The organism is Pseudomonas sp. CFBP 8770, from assembly GCF_014841705.1.
GTDB lineage: Bacteria > Pseudomonadota > Gammaproteobacteria > Pseudomonadales > Pseudomonadaceae > Aquipseudomonas.
Map to the genome: position 1 here is coordinate 55,635 of NZ_JACYUL010000008.1, position 15,992 is coordinate 71,626.

Annotated in this window: 16 protein-coding genes; 6 read left to right on the forward strand and 10 right to left on the reverse strand. The window is 58.1% G+C overall.

The genetic code is table 11. The features are described from left to right. Positions 1-149 precede the first annotated feature (149 nt). Genes IFT98_RS18180 through IFT98_RS18190 form a run of 3 tightly spaced genes read left to right on the forward strand, consistent with a single transcriptional unit; the run spans position 150 to position 4,091 of the window. The gene (locus IFT98_RS18180) at positions 150-1,697 is read left to right on the forward strand and encodes a class I SAM-dependent DNA methyltransferase (protein WP_192050899.1); all 1,548 of its coding nucleotides are present in this window, start codon (positions 150-152) and stop codon (positions 1,695-1,697) included. Then, positions 1,690-3,111, forward strand: a complete 1,422-nt coding sequence (locus IFT98_RS18185; RefSeq protein ID WP_192050901.1) for a restriction endonuclease subunit S — start codon at positions 1,690-1,692, stop codon at positions 3,109-3,111. The genes IFT98_RS18180 and IFT98_RS18185 overlap by 8 nt, the downstream gene beginning before the upstream one ends. Continuing rightward, positions 3,108-4,091, forward strand: a complete 984-nt coding sequence (locus IFT98_RS18190) for a hypothetical protein (RefSeq protein ID WP_192050903.1) — start codon at positions 3,108-3,110, stop codon at positions 4,089-4,091. The genes IFT98_RS18185 and IFT98_RS18190 overlap by 4 nt, the downstream gene beginning before the upstream one ends. Before the next feature lie 457 nt (positions 4,092-4,548). Here the strand turns inward: IFT98_RS18190 and IFT98_RS21020 are convergent, their stop codons facing one another. The 8 genes from IFT98_RS21020 to IFT98_RS21120 all read right to left on the reverse strand — a co-directional run bounded on the left by IFT98_RS21020 (position 4,549) and on the right by IFT98_RS21120 (position 11,151). Next, the gene (locus IFT98_RS21020; protein ID WP_244651021.1) at positions 4,549-5,148 is read right to left on the reverse strand and encodes a hypothetical protein; all 600 of its coding nucleotides are present in this window, start codon (positions 5,146-5,148) and stop codon (positions 4,549-4,551) included. Further along, positions 5,145-5,717, reverse strand: a complete 573-nt coding sequence (locus tag IFT98_RS20940; protein ID WP_197976763.1) for a hypothetical protein — start codon at positions 5,715-5,717, stop codon at positions 5,145-5,147. Before IFT98_RS20940 ends, IFT98_RS21020 begins: the two co-directional genes overlap by 4 nt. Continuing rightward, positions 5,714-7,402, reverse strand: coding sequence for a DUF3987 domain-containing protein (locus IFT98_RS18205; RefSeq protein WP_192050905.1), 1,689 nt, complete (start codon positions 7,400-7,402; stop codon positions 5,714-5,716). The genes IFT98_RS20940 and IFT98_RS18205 overlap by 4 nt, the downstream gene beginning before the upstream one ends. Further along, positions 7,399-8,469 (reverse strand): DNA primase, encoded by a 1,071-nt coding sequence (locus tag IFT98_RS18210; protein WP_192050907.1) that lies wholly within the window; start codon positions 8,467-8,469, stop codon positions 7,399-7,401. The genes IFT98_RS18205 and IFT98_RS18210 overlap by 4 nt, the downstream gene beginning before the upstream one ends. 3 nt (positions 8,470-8,472) lie before the next feature. Continuing rightward, entirely contained in the window at positions 8,473-8,766 is a 294-nt protein-coding gene (locus tag IFT98_RS18215; protein ID WP_192050908.1) for a hypothetical protein, read from the reverse strand. After that, on the reverse strand, positions 8,763-9,038 hold the full coding sequence (locus IFT98_RS18220; RefSeq protein ID WP_192050910.1) for a helix-turn-helix domain-containing protein: 276 nt from the start codon (positions 9,036-9,038) through the stop codon (positions 8,763-8,765). The genes IFT98_RS18215 and IFT98_RS18220 overlap by 4 nt, the downstream gene beginning before the upstream one ends. Positions 9,039-9,134: 96 nt before the next feature. Beyond that, a complete protein-coding gene (locus IFT98_RS18225; RefSeq protein ID WP_192050911.1) occupies positions 9,135-9,839 on the reverse strand; it encodes a hypothetical protein in 705 nt (234 codons plus the stop codon). Between the two features lie 97 nt (positions 9,840-9,936). Further along, positions 9,937-11,151, reverse strand: coding sequence for a tyrosine-type recombinase/integrase (locus tag IFT98_RS21120; RefSeq protein ID WP_192050913.1), 1,215 nt, complete (start codon positions 11,149-11,151; stop codon positions 9,937-9,939). Positions 11,152-11,585: 434 nt separating this feature from the next. On the opposite strand from IFT98_RS21120, the gene IFT98_RS18235 reads away from it, so the two are divergent. Both IFT98_RS18235 and IFT98_RS18240 read left to right on the forward strand, forming a co-directional pair. Further along, the gene (locus IFT98_RS18235) at positions 11,586-12,401 is read left to right on the forward strand and encodes a formate/nitrite transporter family protein (RefSeq protein ID WP_192050914.1); all 816 of its coding nucleotides are present in this window, start codon (positions 11,586-11,588) and stop codon (positions 12,399-12,401) included. A gap of 41 nt (positions 12,402-12,442) precedes the next feature. Further along, positions 12,443-13,213 carry a nuclease-related domain-containing protein gene (locus IFT98_RS18240; protein ID WP_192050916.1) on the forward strand — a complete coding sequence of 257 codons (771 nt, stop codon included), beginning with the start codon at positions 12,443-12,445 and terminating at the stop codon, positions 13,211-13,213. Positions 13,214-13,253: 40 nt separating this feature from the next. Here IFT98_RS18240 and IFT98_RS18245 read toward each other — a convergent pair whose 3' ends face one another. Together IFT98_RS18245 and IFT98_RS18250 are read right to left on the reverse strand one after the other, a co-directional pair. After that, on the reverse strand, positions 13,254-13,511 hold the full coding sequence (locus IFT98_RS18245) for a helix-turn-helix transcriptional regulator (protein WP_192050918.1): 258 nt from the start codon (positions 13,509-13,511) through the stop codon (positions 13,254-13,256). Positions 13,512-13,618: 107 nt separating this feature from the next. Continuing rightward, positions 13,619-15,055 carry a DUF2723 domain-containing protein gene (locus IFT98_RS18250; protein WP_192050919.1) on the reverse strand — a complete coding sequence of 479 codons (1,437 nt, stop codon included), beginning with the start codon at positions 15,053-15,055 and terminating at the stop codon, positions 13,619-13,621. Between the two features lie 346 nt (positions 15,056-15,401). On the opposite strand from IFT98_RS18250, the gene IFT98_RS18255 reads away from it, so the two are divergent. Then, entirely contained in the window at positions 15,402-15,869 is a 468-nt protein-coding gene (locus tag IFT98_RS18255) for an Lrp/AsnC family transcriptional regulator (protein WP_122795568.1), read from the forward strand. Positions 15,870-15,992: the final 123 nt, after the last annotated feature.

Here is a 15,992-nt window from a genome sequence, read left to right on the forward strand (position 1 = left end):
ATCCTCGACGACCGCGGCAGTTACTACCACACATCCAGCGCACGTATTTGTACGAACGGATTTATCCTCGATCACCGGCCACATCACGTCGCCCCCATCGCGAGTGAATTCGTTCCTACACCAGATTATTCAATTTCTACGAGAACCCCATGACCAACAGCGATATCGTCCAGAAACTCTGGAACCTTTGCGACGTCCTCCGCGACGATGGCATCAATTACAACGACTACGTCACCGAGCTGGTGCTGCTGCTGTTCATCAAGATGGAATACGAGCAGGTGCAGAACAACGCCGACTTCGCCCACAAGTTGCCCGTTGGTGGCCGCTGGCCTGACCTCGAAGGGAAGTCCGGACTCACTCTGCTCAACCACTACCGACAGATGCTGTTGGATTTGGGTAAGAACAGCGACCCGCTAATCGCCGCCATTTACGCCGACGCCCAGACCCGCCTGAAGGAACCGCGCCACCTTGAGCAACTTATCAAGAGCCTCGATGGCATCGACTGGTTCAGCGCCCGGGAAGATGGCCTCGGTGATCTCTACGAAGGCCTGCTGGAAAAGAACGCCAGCGAAACCAAATCCGGCGCCGGCCAATACTTCACGCCACGCCCCCTGATCGACAGCATCATCCGCTGCATCCGACCGCAGCCCGGCGAAACCATCCAAGACCCGGCCGCCGGTACCGCCGGCTTCTTGATTGCCGCCGACGCCTACATCAAGAGCCACACCGACGAGCTCTACACGCTGGATGAAAAGGCCCGCCGCTTCCAACGCAGCCGCGCCTTTGTCGGCATCGAACTGGTGCCCGGTACCCGCCGTCTGGCGCTGATGAACACCCTACTACACGGCATGGAAGGCGACGACGAGGGCGTCGTCCACCTGGGCAACGCCTTAGGCCAGGTGGGAGCGGGCCTGCCCAGAGTCGATGTGATTCTTTCCAACCCACCGTTTGGCACCGCCAAGGGAGGCGGCGGCCCGACCCGCGACGACCTCACCTACCACACCAGCAACAAGCAGCTGGCCTTCCTCCAGCATATCTATCGGGGCCTCAAACCTGGCGGTCGTGCGGCCGTGGTACTGCCCGACAACGTGCTGTTCGAAGCAGGCGTCGGCACCGACGTGCGCCGCGACCTGTTGAACAAGTGCAACCTGCACACCATCCTTCGCCTGCCCACCGGCATCTTCTACGCCCAGGGTGTGAAGACCAACGTGCTGTTCTTCCAGAAAGGCAGTCCGGACAACCCGCAACAGGATGAAGGCTGCACCAAGCGCGTATGGGTCTACGACCTGCGCAGTAATATGCCCAACTTCGGCAAGCGCACCCCGTTCGGCGCCGCCCATCTCAAGCCATTCGAGGATGCCTACGGGAATGATCCGAATGGGAATAGTCCGCGCGCCGAGAACGTTGAAGGCCTCAGCGAACTCAGCCGCTTCCGAGTATTCACCCGTGATCAGATTCGCGAGCGCGGCGACTCACTGGATATTAGCTGGCTCAAGGACGCCCACAGTCTCGACGCCAACGACCTGCCCGCGCCGGAAATTCTGGCCGGCGAGGCCATGGCCGAACTGACCGAAGCCCTGCATGAGCTAGAAGAGCTGATGAAGGCGCTGGGCGCCAACGATGAAGTGGCGGCGCAAAAGCAACTGATGGCGGAGGTGATGGGTCTGGCGGTGGCTCAGGAGGTTTGCGATGAGTGAGTTGCCAACAAGTTGGGCCTCAGTCCCACTGGAGCTAATTGGCTCATGGGGCAGCGGCGGTACCCCTCCCAAAGGAAATCAGGCGTACTACGATGGCGGAATACCGTGGGCCGTTATAGGTGATCTGCGCGACGGTCCGTTGACATCAACACGTAACTCCCTAAGCGAGTTAGGAGTGGCGAATAGTTCAGCCAAAATTGTCCCAGTGGGGACAATTTTGATTGCCATGTACGGTTCAATCGGGAAGTTAGCTATAACAAAGATTGAGTGCTGCACGAATCAAGCCATCGCTTTTTGTTATGAACATGAAAATATCGCAGACAAAAAATATCTATTTTACGCATTGAAACTAGCAAGACCTGAACTTATTGAATTAGGACAAGGAGCAAGTCAGCAAAACATTAGTCAGACCATTCTTAAGGCTTTTAGAATTCCGTTAGCTCCACGCGCCCAACAAACCTGCATCGCACATAAACTCGATGAGCTACTAGCCCAGGTCGACCCCCTCAAAGCCCGCATCGATGCCATCCCTGCCTTGCTTAAACGCTTTCGCCAATCAGTCCTTGCTGCTGCGGTTTCTGGGCGGTTGACAGAAGACCGGCGTGAGAAAAACACTACATGCCCGGATATCGCCTTAAACCCCAAGGCGAAAGCCCTTGGCATGAAAGAGCTGGCTGGAGCTGAGGAACTCTTGGGAGAACCATTGCCTTCCTTTTGGAGTAAATACGCCTTGGAACAGCTTGTTGAGCCAGAAAGAGGGATTCCTTACGGAATCGTTCAGACGGGTAACGCTGTCAGTAAAGGGGTTCCTACTGTTAGGTGTGGTGATGTAAAGAATCTATTTATTGACACTTCAGGCCTAAAGGTCGTTTCCCCAGATATCGAGCAAGGCTACAAAAGAACTCGACTCAAAGGTGGCGAGGTATTACTGGCGATTCGTGGCTCCGTGGGGAATGTTGGCGTAGCTCCTGAGTCTTTGCGTGACTGCAATATTAGTCGTGAAGTAGCAATGATTCCGACGCTTCCATCAGTTTTGCCATTCTATCTTGCAAGTCTTCTTCAGAGCCCACTTGGGCAGCGTTTACTGGTCGGCAAAGTCCGTGGTGTGGCGCAAAAAGGTATAAATCTGGCCGATGTGAAGAGGCTGCCAGTCGCCTTGCCACCATACGAGGAACAAATCGAAATCCTCCGGCGTGTCGAACAACTCTTAGCCTACGCCGACCAACTCGAAGCCAAAGTCGCCTCAGCCAAGAGCCGTATCGACAGTCTGACCCACAGCATCCTGGTCAAGGCCTTCCGTGGTGAACTGGTACCCCAAGACCCCAACGACGAACCGGCCAGCGTGCTGCTGGCACGCATCCAAGCTCAACGTTCTACCGTGCCTAAGGCAAAGCAAGGAAGAAAAAGCACATGAGGCGGGTATTCATCGCCAATTTCGGTCGTGAAAACTACGAGTGGCCCAACTGCCTTCGTCGCTCTACCGTTGCCACTATGAACGCCGAAAAGACCCATAGCTTCTGGGCTGCAGGCGACCGTGAAGGCTTTATCGAGACCACACTGAAACATGAAAAAACCGCCCGAGGCATGGTTCCTACACTCGGGGTGGCATCACGCTGGTTCAACTTGATGACCATCATTGCGCAAACATCCGGCGATATCTGGATTCACCGCGAGAAGAATGATCTGTGGTGGACAGAGTCGCTACCTGACGCCCCAGCCTTTGAGCTTGACGAAGACCCCAGCGCTAAGCCTCCCAAGACTGTCTACGTGTGCCATAAGCCCTGCAAACCCTGGGCAAAAGTCAGCTTGAGCGGTAGTCGGTTGGAATGGAGTGCATTGCATCCGAAGGCGTGGGACTTCCTTTCAACCGAAGCTACCCTTCAACAGCTATCCCCCGATTATGCAGAGTACGCATTGGCGCTTGTCCATGGGAACGACCTGACCCCATGGCATGAGCGCCGAGAGTGGCGAGAAAAAACGGCCGTGCGTAAAGCTGGACTTGTGAGCTCGTTTAGCAACCTCAAAGTTGCTTCATACCGGATGGCACGCATCGCATGGGAAACAACACAACAGTCCAACGGCCAAGAAGTAGTCCGCTGGGCCAAGAACAAAGATTTCGGCTTCCCAGACGAAGAGGAACTACAACTCTACATTGAAGAGCTGTACCACATGCAGGAAGGCCTGTGCGCGCTCACGGGCATACCGATGCAGCTGGATCGGGCGCAGGACGATGACGAACAGATGTGCTCGCTCGACCGAATCGACAGCGATGGCCACTATGCCCCCGGCAACCTGCAGATCGTCTGCCGCTTTGCCAACCGCTGGAAAAGCCATAACAACAACGCTGACTTCATGCGCTTGATCAACCTGATCAGAAGTACCACCAACCTTTAGGCGTTATCCCGCAAAGATTGCTATAGACACTCCAATCATTCTGCAACCCATTCTTGGCGCCCTGAAATGGCTGCTGCTGGCCATTCTGCCCGTATGCCTGCTCAAATTGTCCTGCGCCAAGGGCCATATTGGCGAACTGCTAGTACGCCTATTCGCCCATTGGCAGCTGGACAACCACACCTACCGCCGTCTGCACTATCTCGCCCTGACCTCGGCAACTTGGTAGTGAGTTGTCCCACCAGCAACTTCGGTAAGATGCCTTACTGTCAGGAGAGGTTAGACCTCAGCGAGCACCCTTGCGATCGCCGAGGGATGGCCTAGAGCGGCACTTGAGCAGATGAATCAATCCGACAAGCTATTACGCCATTCGTCCTGCTCTCGCAGCTCTTCGGCCAGTTCTCGCAGTAGCGGCCTCATCCCGCCTGTCCAGGCATTGCGCGATGCAACGGCCTTACCCTCAGCGCTTCGCGGTCCGGTGCTTCGCTCCCATGGTCGCCATTGCCGGATCAGCTCCGCCTGCCGTGCCCGTCGCTCGGGTGTCCAGCCGTTCGCCATGCTCAACCTCCAATAGTTCGTTCTGCGCTTTTTTGGTTTTCCGCGTGCGCGCGGGCTTCTCTTGAATGCCGTTGTTGACCTGAACCTGATGGCCGATGTTCGCCTGCTTCACGAAAGCGACCTGCTTGGGGGTTTTAAGCTCGCCCAAGGTCTGCAAGGTAGCCCTGGCCTGGTTTTGGGCCTTGAGTGCGAGACGCATGTAGGACTCCAGTCCACCCATGTTCTTAGATGACAGTGCCCGGCTCGCAAGATGCACGAATAAAGCATCCAGAGAGTGCGCTTGCGACACCAACATGTCTTCTGCTCGTCTCATGTCGCCGCGGTTAATTGCAGTCGTCTGCCGACCCAGTTCGAGGACAGCCTCGGGGAACGGCGTCTTGCCGAGCAGGTTACTGCTGACAAGCAATGCGGCGCTCAGGCACTCCGGAGTCAGGTGATTGCGGGCATTAGCCTTTTCGTCATTCTCCTCAATGGCAAACTCCACTGCCGGGGCATCGTTCACTCGCTCGTCTCCATTTGGGTGTTGTTATAACTCTGGCGCAGATCAACGCCAGCCGCACAGTAACGGCCGGTTTCCGCATGGCAGGCGCGGCAGGCCATCAGGTGGTTGGTGTATGCCGCAGCGGCCACTCGCCATGCCTGTGACGCTGTAGCGGCGGTGTGGACGGTGTGCTGCGGCTTAACTTTCTCCACGGTGTGGACCTCGGCCGATTGCTCGACCTGCTGCGGCCGGTTGATCCACGTCGGGCTAGCGCGAATGATGTCGGCCACCAGCACGACATCCGCACCGGCCAGTTCGACAAGGTCGTGCGACTCCAAATGCCCCTCCTCCAGCAGTACAGCAGGACGGGGGCCAAGCAGGCGCGCGACACCGGCCAGCCAGGCGCTCGACAGCATCGGGTCATTGGCGGCGCTCAGTATGGCAATGATCTCGACTTTGTGAGCGACCAGTTCGGCCAGTAGTTTGGCGGACGGTTCGAAGTCAGCGCGCAGTCGCAGGCCGCCCTCTTGACTGACTACCATCTCGACGCCTGCCGCGCTCGCACGGCGGATCAGCTCGACGGCACTCACAGCTCCCGCTCCCATAGCTGTTCGCTACGCGTATCTGCGAACGCAGGGGGCTGCGGATTCTGCGGATTCTGCGGAAGGCCTTGAAATTTCTGGGTTTCAGCTTGCGAAAGCTTTGCGGAAGTTTGCGGAAGCGCTGTGGATGCCGGATGTTTTTCGCGGGGGAACTGTGCAATTTCCGCAACTTTCCGCAAATCATCCGCAACAACAAAGCCACGCGATGGCTGGGTTGCCGCAGAATCCGCAATTTCCGCAAGGGGGTTGATCTTGAATTGCTTACCGTCGCTGCTCAGCAGGTGGTGATACTTCAACAAAACAGCCAGCACCGGGTCACGCTTCTTGGCCGAACGAACCGCAGCCGGCCCCGACTTGCCCAAATCATTGGCATGAAACTCTTGCCACTTTGCCGCGCGCTTGGGATCGCGTAACCAGCTCATCAGTTCGGCGGCGAGTTTCAGCTCGGGATCAACTGTGCCTGCGCCGGTGTAGCGCAGCCATTCATCGAGGGAATAGCGCGCCAGCATGCAAGCGCGGCGCATGCAGTCGGCATCGATCCGCTCGACATCCTCAAAAAAGCCGAGCACGGCAGACAGACGCAACGCCTGCTCGGCGCCCCGGGCGGCGAACGGCTTCAGGCCAGCAAACTTCCCGAGCGCCCCACGTTCGCATTCAATCTCGTTGCGAAAGTCCACCCATACCTGTTTAGCGGCTGCATTAAGCACCAGAACGGGCGGTGCGACCTCGCCGGTTTCCGGGTCGATGTACTCCGGGCTGGCGGCAATCTCTTTGCAGCGCGACCAGTACGCCTGAAGACGCAGGTCTGCGTAGGCGCTGCGTTCTAATGACTTGACGGTGATGAAGCAGGTGCCAGCCAGACTAACCGGCGCAGCGAGTAGGAAGCGTGGAAGGAAGCCCTGCCCGACCAACAACGGATCGCTCAGCGCCGCCGCCACGGCCACCGGTTGAGCCATCAAGTGAATGCTCAGGCGGCGGTTGTAAGCGACGCCGGAACCTTCCAGGTTGCCACGCGAGCGGGTGCGTTCGAACTTCCCCGAGCTGAAGGCGGTAGTCAGGCCGCCGAGTGTCGCGACGTTGGTGTCAGCCTTGAACGCGTGACCGCCGAGCATTTGCCCGCCTTCGTCCGTGTCCCAGCTTGCAGCCGACTTGCCCCGAATGAAGCCACCAACGATCGGCTCAAAAGTCGCATCACTGTATTGGGTCTTCGGGTCGGGCGGCAATGGGTGAGCAGCCAGAAATTCTTCACGCGCCTTGCCCTTTAGGTCGGCAGCCATGGCCTCAATCTCATCGAAGGCTTGGCGGTGGCGGAAGCGCGCCTCTTTCTCCGCTTCGTCAATCGTCCTGAAGGCCAGTTCGCGCGCGCTCGACTTGCCTTCCCCTGAGTCGAACAGCGACAGCATGAACAGCGAGCAGAGCGCGCCTTCAGGGTTACCTCTGGGGTGCCAAGCGTTGACACGCGTCTGCGCCAGATGGGTGTTTGCGCCGACAACGCACTGCCCGGCGATGGCGGCAGGCACCATCGCATGCTCGACAATCGCCTCGACTGCGCCGCGCATTTTGCCGGGCAGGGCGTCCAAGGGGTAGGGAGTCGGCGGCGTGATATCCGGTAGCAGCGGCTTAGGTGCCGGCCCTGCTGGGGTTTGAATTTCGGTCATCAGGGACGCATTCATACCCAACCCTCCCGCCAGACGGCCAAATCGTTAAAGTCGGACAGATGCAGCGGCGCATCCTTCGGCCACGCCGGCAGGACGTAGCCGCAGTTGAGCATCGCAGCCGCATGGATGGCCGCCAGCTTACCCGCGTTGGGCTTGTCCTCAGCTTCCTTGGCACGGTCATCATCGCCGCCGACGATCAGCATGGCATTGGGATAGCGGTGCTTCAGCTCCAAGCCTGCCGGCAGCAGGTTGCCGACGCTCATTGCAGCGGCGACCGACTTGCCGATCTGCTCGTAAAGCGTCGCAGCCGTGGCGATGCCCTCGACGATGAACAGCTCGACGCCGTCCTCTATACGCCCGAACGAGCAATAGCAGCCTTTGATCCGACCTCCGCGGAGGAACCACTTGCTGCCATCGGCCGCGATGCGCTGAAGGTTCACCACTTCGCCGCGCCAGCAGATGGGAACAAGTAACTCGCTGCCGAGCTGACGCAGATGGTGGGGTTTAATGCGCTTGTGGACCAGGTACGGATGGTTAGGATCAGCCTGGCCCGCGAGCGCCCAGTCGCGACGTGCACGAGCGGCGGCCTGCTCCCACTTGGCCCGCGTTTTTTCATCGTCTTGCTGCTGGCGCTGTTCACGCTGGCGAGTGATACGCTGGCGCTCGACTTCCACGGTGACCAAGTTACGCTTGTGGTCACCACCGAACGGCAGCCCCAATTGCCCGGCAAGGATGCGGGCAGCATCGATCTGCGAGCAGCCGTGCAGGTAGGCCAGCAGCGACACAAGGTCGCCGCCTTTGTCGGCGCTGGCGAAGTCGTTCCATTTGCCGGTGTGCAAATTAATGCTGAACGACCCGGGCTTACGGTCACCGCGTACCGGGTTGGTCGGCCAGTATTCTTTACCCTTGCTAATGCCATCCGGCAGCCAGTCGGCCAGCAGATTGTTGGCAGTGAGCAGAGCCGCACCGGCGATGCGCTGAATTTCAACATGGATAGGCGCCAGTGCAAGCTTGCCAGCACTGACTTTCTTGCGGCCGAACGTTGCCGACCCGCGTGGATTCGTGGGTTGTTGGATGCGCATGAGTTACGCCTCCTGCGGGGTCAGAAAGCCCCCGAACACTATGGATTCGGACGGAATGCTGCTGGCATAGCCATCAAGCAGCAAGAAGGCCTCGTCGAAGATGAAGTGATCATCCTCCTCGATACGGCAGTCGGGGCTGGTCATCATCGCCCCCAGGAGCAGCCAATACAGGGCGAACTGCGCCGTTGTAATCAGAAGGCTGGAGAGGGAACCACAAAAGAGCAGGCAATTGAGCGAGAGGTTAAAATGTCCTTGCGACAGGCTGTTCCGCTGGTATTGGGGGGCGGCCTTTTTCATGCTTGCTCCTCGCCGGTATGGTTGACCGTGCGGCTAGCCAGGAAAATGGCGAGGTCGCTTACGCGGTAGCGCACCAGACGACCTACCTTGAGGAATGGCAGGTTGTAGCGACCAGTCGAGCGCCAGACAGCCAGGGTGTTTTCCTTAACTGTAAGCACCTCAGCGGCTTGCATGTCGTCTACATGTACTGGCGGTTTTTTGGGGTCGTAGCCAAGCTGGGCGGCGATCTCAGCCTTGATGGCCTCAATGTTCACGCCATGTGTGGTGGTCATATGGATAGCTCCGCATTAGTTGGTAATGACGGAGCAAGGATCGCTAGCTGTACTGGGTAAGACCGAGGCACCCAACCCACTACCCAAATGGCCGCCCTACTTTTTCAGTTTGGGTTTACCGGGAGCAAGCCCTCTCAATATGGGTGAATTAGGAAATTTTCGGCGGATAGTCTCCTCCGAGACATCCAGATTGAGGGCCTTCTTCACTAGTTCGGCGAGCTGTCGATCCGAAGCGGGGCGATCCCTTGAGCGTTGTATCTCAATGGCCGTGTCGATCCATAGCTGATGCGCAGCTTTCAAGTCCTCGCTCCCATCCCTTGGGCGGCTGGCAAATTCCTGATTTCGTTGTTGAATCGCTTTGCCCAAACTCAGCAGATATTCGTCTTGGGCGCAGTTTGAGCTGTTATCAATCCTATTTCCCTGCTGCATTTTTATGGCGATAACTTGCTCAAATGCCTCATTGCTGAGAGGAACGTCGAGCCCTTCTTCATTCGTAAAAACTAAGAAATTTTCAAGGTCGCGAACGGAGAAAGGGAATTTGAGGGCTGGCTCAGCGAGGTTGCCAGTCGGATGAGGACAAAGGCTTGCAGCCTCTTCTGGTGTCAGATCAACTTCATTTTCATGAGCGGTATTGACGTAAATGCCATCAAGGCCGATCCGGAATACGCAGCCGAAGTTTTTTATATCTAGCTCGCCGCCATTGGCAGGCAGAGCCATGCGCATGAAGTCGGCTCGACCTAGCTTAATGTCGTTGTCGATGCCCTCGAAATTAATGATCGTATCTTCATCAGGATTTTTCACGGTGCCTCCTCAGGCGACCTACTTGAGCAGGCGACCAGTCAGGCGGGACAGGAAACCCCACTTCTTCCTCCGCCAGGCTTGGCTGGCCGTCACTCGGTTAACCATTGGTGGTGCCACCCATCGCTGCAGTGATCTTCTCCAAAGCCTCACGTACCGGATCGGTAGCCAAGTGTGCATAGCGGGCAGTCGTACTGGTGGTGGTATGCCCCAATAACTTGCCGACCATAGGAAGGCTCACCCCTTGGCCGACCAGCCAGCTTGCCGTCGTATGACGAAGGTCGTGTATGTGAAGATCTGGGATCTCATCCAGTTCCAGCTCAGCAGCAAAGGCCTTGAGCATTGCATGCCACGTTTTGCGAATTTCACCCATATGGCCCGCTTTAGTCGGTGCGGGAAAAACCCAATCCCGGCTCACACCGACACGCTGACGCAGAATCTCCAGAGCCGGTGGCGGCACCGGTATCGTATGGATCAGCTTGTTTTTGTGATGGCTGCTGGGAATCGTCCAGATAGCAGTATCCAGGTCCAACTGGTCCCAGCGCATCGCCTTGACGTTTCCCGAGCGCGCCCCCGTGAACAGACACAGCCTGACCATCTCTGCTACGTCCTGATTGCCCACGGAGTCGATGGCCTTGAACAAGGCTGGCATTTGCGAGGGTTTGATCCACTCTTCTCGCCGAGCTTCGTGGTTATCCTTGAGCGTTGACCAAGGATTGCGGACGTCTAGCCCGTGATGTTTGATGGCATGGTTCCACATGGCACGGGCAAGCCGTTTCACATGGTTCGCCTCTACCGGCCCGCTCACAACTGTCACATCGCGGAAAACCTTCCCAGCCAAGGTGGAGGTGATCTCACTTACTCGACGCTTGGCGCGATCTTTTAGATGGCAGTCATACAGCCGCTGATCCTTTCTCCAACTGCGCTTGATCGGCTTGTCAGGGGTCGGCCCGACTGCGCGCTCGTCTCTCCAGACACCCCATAAGTCACCAACGGTCAGTTCTTCCTTTCTGGCAGTGGCAGCGGCACGAACGCTCTCGCCGGCATTCAGGCTCTTGAGCTTCAGTCGAGCTCCAACGCGGGCCTGTTCGACGGTCATGTCAGGAAACACCCCCAAGCGTATGAACTCGTTATTGCCCTTGCGTCCCATGCCCGCGACGCGACGAATGACATAGAAGGTCTTGGAGCCCGCCGGAGTAACGCAAATGGAAAGCCCTAGAGTTTTGGAGTCTCGATACCAAGCGCGTTTATCGGTCGGTTTGATACCGTCCAAGGCTGTTTTGGTAAAACTGAAGGCGGTTTCTGTCGTGTTCACTGCTTGCTTTCCCGAGCTGGTCTGTCAATCACCGGTCAATCACCAAAGGTCGAAAACCGTTAAACTTCGTAAAGCGAGAATATGACTGAAACCCAATAAATACAAGGCTCTATAGATTTTGGTAAAACCGGGTAAAACGTAAGAAAAGAGACTCATAATCCCTTGGTCGCAGGTTCGAGTCCTGCTGGGCCCACCAAGATTTGAGAGCCGCGCTTTGCGCGGCTTTTTTGTTTTTGAAAGGGTTCATCACGGACTCCGCCCGGTGGTCCAGAGGCACGCATTTTCGGGACCCATCAACTCCCTCAATCACCCCATCAAAACAGCCGATTGGCCATTTCCCGCCCCGCTCCGTAACGTACCTGCCCGGTGCGACAGATGCGCGCACCGCCTGAGCTTATCCGCATGCTCAGTCAACGATCACGCACGAGCCCCTAATGTCTTTGAATACCCCGCAGCAAATAGCCGAAATTGCCGTCGAAAGCGGTGTCAAGAAGGCCCACCTGAACACCTCATCGCTGATGATCCTAGGATTTCTGGCAGGCGCGTTCATCGCTTTCGGATTTCTTCTCGACATTCATGTCAGCGCCATGATCCCCAAGGATTGGGCTTCACTGGGCAACCTGCTGGGCGCCGTGGTGTTTCCCATCGGGCTGATTCTGGTGGTGCTGGCCGGCGGGGAGTTGCTGACCGGCAACATGATGAGCTTGCCCATGGCGCTGTTCGCTGGACGTATTGGTCTGGGTCAACTGGTGCGCAACTGGCTGTTGGTGACCGTGGCCAACCTGATCGGCGCGCTGTTTGTCGCCTATTTCTTTGGGCATCTGGTGGGTTTGACTGAAGGTGCGTTCATGGCCAAGACCGTGGCCATCGCCAATGCCAAGGTGTCGGCCAGTTTCGAGCAAGCATTCATTTCCGGCATTGGCTGCAATTGGTTGGTGTGTCTGGCGGTGTGGCTCAGCTACGCGAGCAAGGATGTGGTCGGCAAGGTAGTTGGCATGTGGTTTCCGGTGATGGCCTTCGTGGCGATCGGCTTCCAGCACGTGGTCGCCAATATGTTCGTCATACCGGCGGCGATCTTTGCCGGGGCCTTGAGCTGGGCGCAGTTCGGCGATAATTTTGTTCCGGTATTCTTGGGTAACGCCGTGGGAGGCGCGGTCTTCGTCGGGCTGGCCTATCATGTGGCGTACTTCAAGACGGCAACCGGCTCCGAAGCGTCGGCCACGGCCAGTGGTGCGCGAACGCAGAAATAATCCAGCTATGCTGGCGTCAGTACTGTCATCAAGGTTGAGAAATGGACTTCACACCTGTCATCGCCCAGCTCTGGGGCATGCTGAGCTGGGCGCTTTCGCTCCTGCTCCTCATCACGTTGTTCAAGTCGCCGTGGGTCAAGGGTTATATCGGTGAGTTACTGGTGCGTGTATTTGCACACTGGCAACTGGACCAACACACCTATCGCCGCCTGCACAACGTCACCCTGAATACGCCTGACGGCACCACGCAGATCGATCACGTGTTTCTCTCGGTCCATGGCATTTTCGTGCTGGAAACGAAGAACATGAGCGCCTGGATTTTCGGCACCGAACACCAGGCGCAGTGGACGCAGAAATTCCCCAGGCGCAGCTTCAAATTCCAGAACCCTCTTCGGCAGAACTACAAACACCTGAAAGCGCTGGAAGCCACTTTAGGTGTCAGCCCTGCGCACCTGCATTCGGTCATCACGTTCGTTGGGGGCAGTACGTTCAAGAACGAGATGCCGGCCAATGTGACGCGGGGCATCGGCTTCATCCGCTATATCAAGTCGTTTCGGCAGGTGGTGTTCAGCGAGGCGGAAGTCGACGACATGTTGCAAGCACTGAAGGCCGGTCGTCTGGCACCGAGTATTGCGACTCATCGCGAACACGTGCAACAACTCAAGCGTCGCAGTGATCCAAGCGCTGAACGTTGTTGCCCGAAGTGTGGCAATGCGCTGGTCATCCGCACGCGGAAAACGGGAGCCAATGCCGGGCAGCAATTTTGGGGGTGTTCAGCTTTTCCCAAGTGTCGGATTGTTCAGAGCTTGTAGTGAGCTGATCCACCTTGAGCAGCCACAACCTGCGGCATGCTCAGTATCCTTCAAATACCTCATGTATTTCGTCCAGCGTGGGCAGCACGGCAGGTATGACCTTCATCTCGCAATTCAGCGCAGCGAGCACGCGTGCGTAGGCTGCCATGCCAACTGAAAGATCACCCTTCTCGATGGCAATGACCTTCTGCCGCGTGACACGAGCCAACTCGGCGAGCCTGGATTGTGTCATCCCACGATTGAGACGCCGTTGCCTGATCTGGTTGCCCAGGCGAGTCGTGATGAGCTCGTAGTCCATGTTCTGTATACGCAACAAAGTGATAGAAATGTAACGTATACCTAACCTTCACGAAAATAAAGCTGTGCTTTGCGCAAAGTGCAGCGCTTCAAGTTTTTCAGAAACCCTCACTTGGCCTGCAAACGAAACCCCAGCAAATTTTCCTGCAATGTGAACTGCTCGCCAATATTGCCGCAGAAGCTGGTGCGCGGCAGGAAGGCGCCGGCGCCGTTCAGGTAAGGCGGGATGTTGGTGCTCTGTTCGCAGCCTTGGAGGATCCGGCCGCGCAGCGCGCCGTTGGCCTGGGCGGAGCGCAGGGCGCCCAGCGGGGTGGTGTCGGCGGCGACCAGGGCGCCGGGCGGCACCAGGGTTTCGTAGGCGCGGGCGAACTGGTGCGCGGAGCGGTCTTGCAGGTAGGGCACCAGGTAGTAGCGGATGTCGTTGCGAAACGGCAGGGCTTCGGTGTGGGTCGGCAGCTTGACCCAGCCGTTGGCGTACAGCCCCCACATCGACAGCATGGCCACCGGCCCCGCTAAGACCGACAGGTAGACGACGGCAGTGCCGATTCGGCTGCCAGGCAGGTATCTGGCCAGGTGGACCACGCCGAGGATGCTGGCCAGGGCAATGCCCGGCAGGAACAGGGTGAAGCGGTCGAATACGCCGTAGGACACGGCGAACAGGAAGTTGAGCAGCAGCGCTGCCCAGAGCACCTGCAGCGCGCGGGTTTTCGGCCACAGGATGAGGCCAAGAATCTGCGGGCCGATCAGCGACAACGCCAGCAGCACCACGGCGTTTTTCTCGTGCCACATGTCGTCGAAACGCCAGAGCGTGTCGTTGCGGCCGCCGGCGATGATCGCCAGTTGGCCGGGGCCTGCCAGATAACGGCGGGAGATGTCGAACAGGCTCATGCCAGTGCTCAGGTCGTTGATCACGGCAGGCCAGGCCGGTGCAAAACCCAGGGCGATGCCGGGCAGCACCAGCAGCAGGCGCAGCCTGTGGTGCACGGCCAGTTGCACATACAACGGCAGCAGCACCACCAGTGTTAGCGGATGAATCGCCAAGGCCAGGCCGCTGAGCGCGCCGATGGCCAGCAGGCGGCCGGTGGCACCGAGTCGCGCCGGTGCAGCGAAGCACAGCCAGTAGGCGCCGATGATCAGCACGGCATGCAGCACGTAGGGTTCGGCCTTGGTGGAAGCCCAGAACACGGCGTGGGCCAGCACGGTGGCGGTTGCCGCCAGCAGCGCCAGGTGACGTGGGGTGCCGACACTGACCGCCAGGCCGTGGACGACCACGGCCAGTGGCAGCAACAGGATGGCGTTAAGCAGGCTGAGCAGGTGCATGCCCAGCAGCGCATGAACGACACGAGCGATGAGCGCGTAGAGCGGATGGCTGACCGGCCCCAGAGAGGAGCTGAAGAACGGGCCCTGCGCGGCATCCGCCAGCATCAGGCCGTTGTCCATCCACTGCACCGGACCGCTGGCGGCCAGGAAGCTGGCGATCACGGCGCACGCCAGCATCAAGCCGGCCACGACGGTCGGCATGTGCGTGCCACGGGTTGAACTCATGTTCCTTGTTCTCCTGTTCCTTGCTCTGTGGGGGCCGCGAGCAGCAGGTCGTTCGGTAAGGGTATGAATGAAAATAGGATTGATGCGTGAACTATCGCGAGGCGAACTATAGAGGGATTAATAGTTTTGCCACTTCAATTTAATCAATCCACCGCACTCGGCCTGCCGTTCGCCTGACGCCAGAAACAACAAGTTTGCGTGCACTTTCGACAAGTCGCGTCAAACTTTCCGTTCAACTGCAGAGTGCGGAACAAAAGGCTCTGAATGATCTGAAAAAGCGTCCTTGGCAACATTGCTTTGAGCACGGCGCCGATCAATGGCCTAATCGACGCCTGCCCACTCGCTGATGGAGCCTGTTTTGTCCGACCGCCACTCGTTTTCCCTGGATGCCATAGACCGCCAACTGATCGCCGCCCTGCAGATCAATGCCCGCGAAAGCGTGGCGATGCTCGCTCGCGGCCTGGGCATCGCACGTACCACGGTCACCGCTCGGCTGGCGCGGCTGGAAAGCTGCGGGGTGATCAGCGGCTACGGGGTACGGCTGGGCCAGCACGCACTGGATGGCGGCTTGCAGGCCTACGTCGGCATCACCGTGCAGCCGCGCTCCGGCAAGGAGGTGGTACGGCGCCTGAGTGGCATGGCGCAGGTGCAGCAACTGTGCGCCGTCAGTGGCGAGTTCGATTACGTGGCCTGGCTGCGCACCGATTCGCCGGAACAGCTGGATGAGTTGCTGGACCAGATCGGCAGCGTCGACGGAGTGGAGAAAACCACGACCTCGATCATCCTCAGCAACAAGGTAGACCGCCGGGGTTGAGCGAAAGCAGGCACAATGCAGCGTAGACACATCCATTCGACCGATTAAACGTCATATCGACGACACTTTGCGTCTTATTTACCGCAGCGCCCTTGCCTAGAATGAACGTGCCTTTTCTTCGTT

Bases quoted from the DNA above. Each gene is read 5' to 3' on its own strand.
- IFT98_RS18210 (WP_192050907.1), bottom strand. From the start codon at position 8,469: ATGCGCATCCAACAACCCACGAATCCACGCGGGTCGGCAACGTTCGGC.
- IFT98_RS18240 (WP_192050916.1), top strand. From the start codon at position 12,443: ATGGACTTCACACCTGTCATCGCCCAGCTCTGGGGCATGCTGAGCTGG.
- IFT98_RS18220 (WP_192050910.1), bottom strand. From the start codon at position 9,038: ATGACCACCACACATGGCGTGAACATTGAGGCCATCAAGGCTGAGATC.
- IFT98_RS18245 (WP_192050918.1), bottom strand. From the start codon at position 13,511: ATGGACTACGAGCTCATCACGACTCGCCTGGGCAACCAGATCAGGCAA.
- IFT98_RS18190 (WP_192050903.1), top strand. From the start codon at position 3,108: ATGAGGCGGGTATTCATCGCCAATTTCGGTCGTGAAAACTACGAGTGG.
- IFT98_RS18250 (WP_192050919.1), bottom strand. From the start codon at position 15,055: ATGAGTTCAACCCGTGGCACGCACATGCCGACCGTCGTGGCCGGCTTG.
- IFT98_RS18255 (WP_122795568.1), top strand. From the start codon at position 15,402: ATGGAGCCTGTTTTGTCCGACCGCCACTCGTTTTCCCTGGATGCCATA.
- IFT98_RS18235 (WP_192050914.1), top strand. From the start codon at position 11,586: ATGTCTTTGAATACCCCGCAGCAAATAGCCGAAATTGCCGTCGAAAGC.
- IFT98_RS18185 (WP_192050901.1), top strand. From the start codon at position 1,690: ATGAGTGAGTTGCCAACAAGTTGGGCCTCAGTCCCACTGGAGCTAATT.
- IFT98_RS18180 (WP_192050899.1), top strand. From the start codon at position 150: ATGACCAACAGCGATATCGTCCAGAAACTCTGGAACCTTTGCGACGTC.
- IFT98_RS18215 (WP_192050908.1), bottom strand. From the start codon at position 8,766: ATGAAAAAGGCCGCCCCCCAATACCAGCGGAACAGCCTGTCGCAAGGA.
- IFT98_RS18205 (WP_192050905.1), bottom strand. From the start codon at position 7,402: ATGAATGCGTCCCTGATGACCGAAATTCAAACCCCAGCAGGGCCGGCA.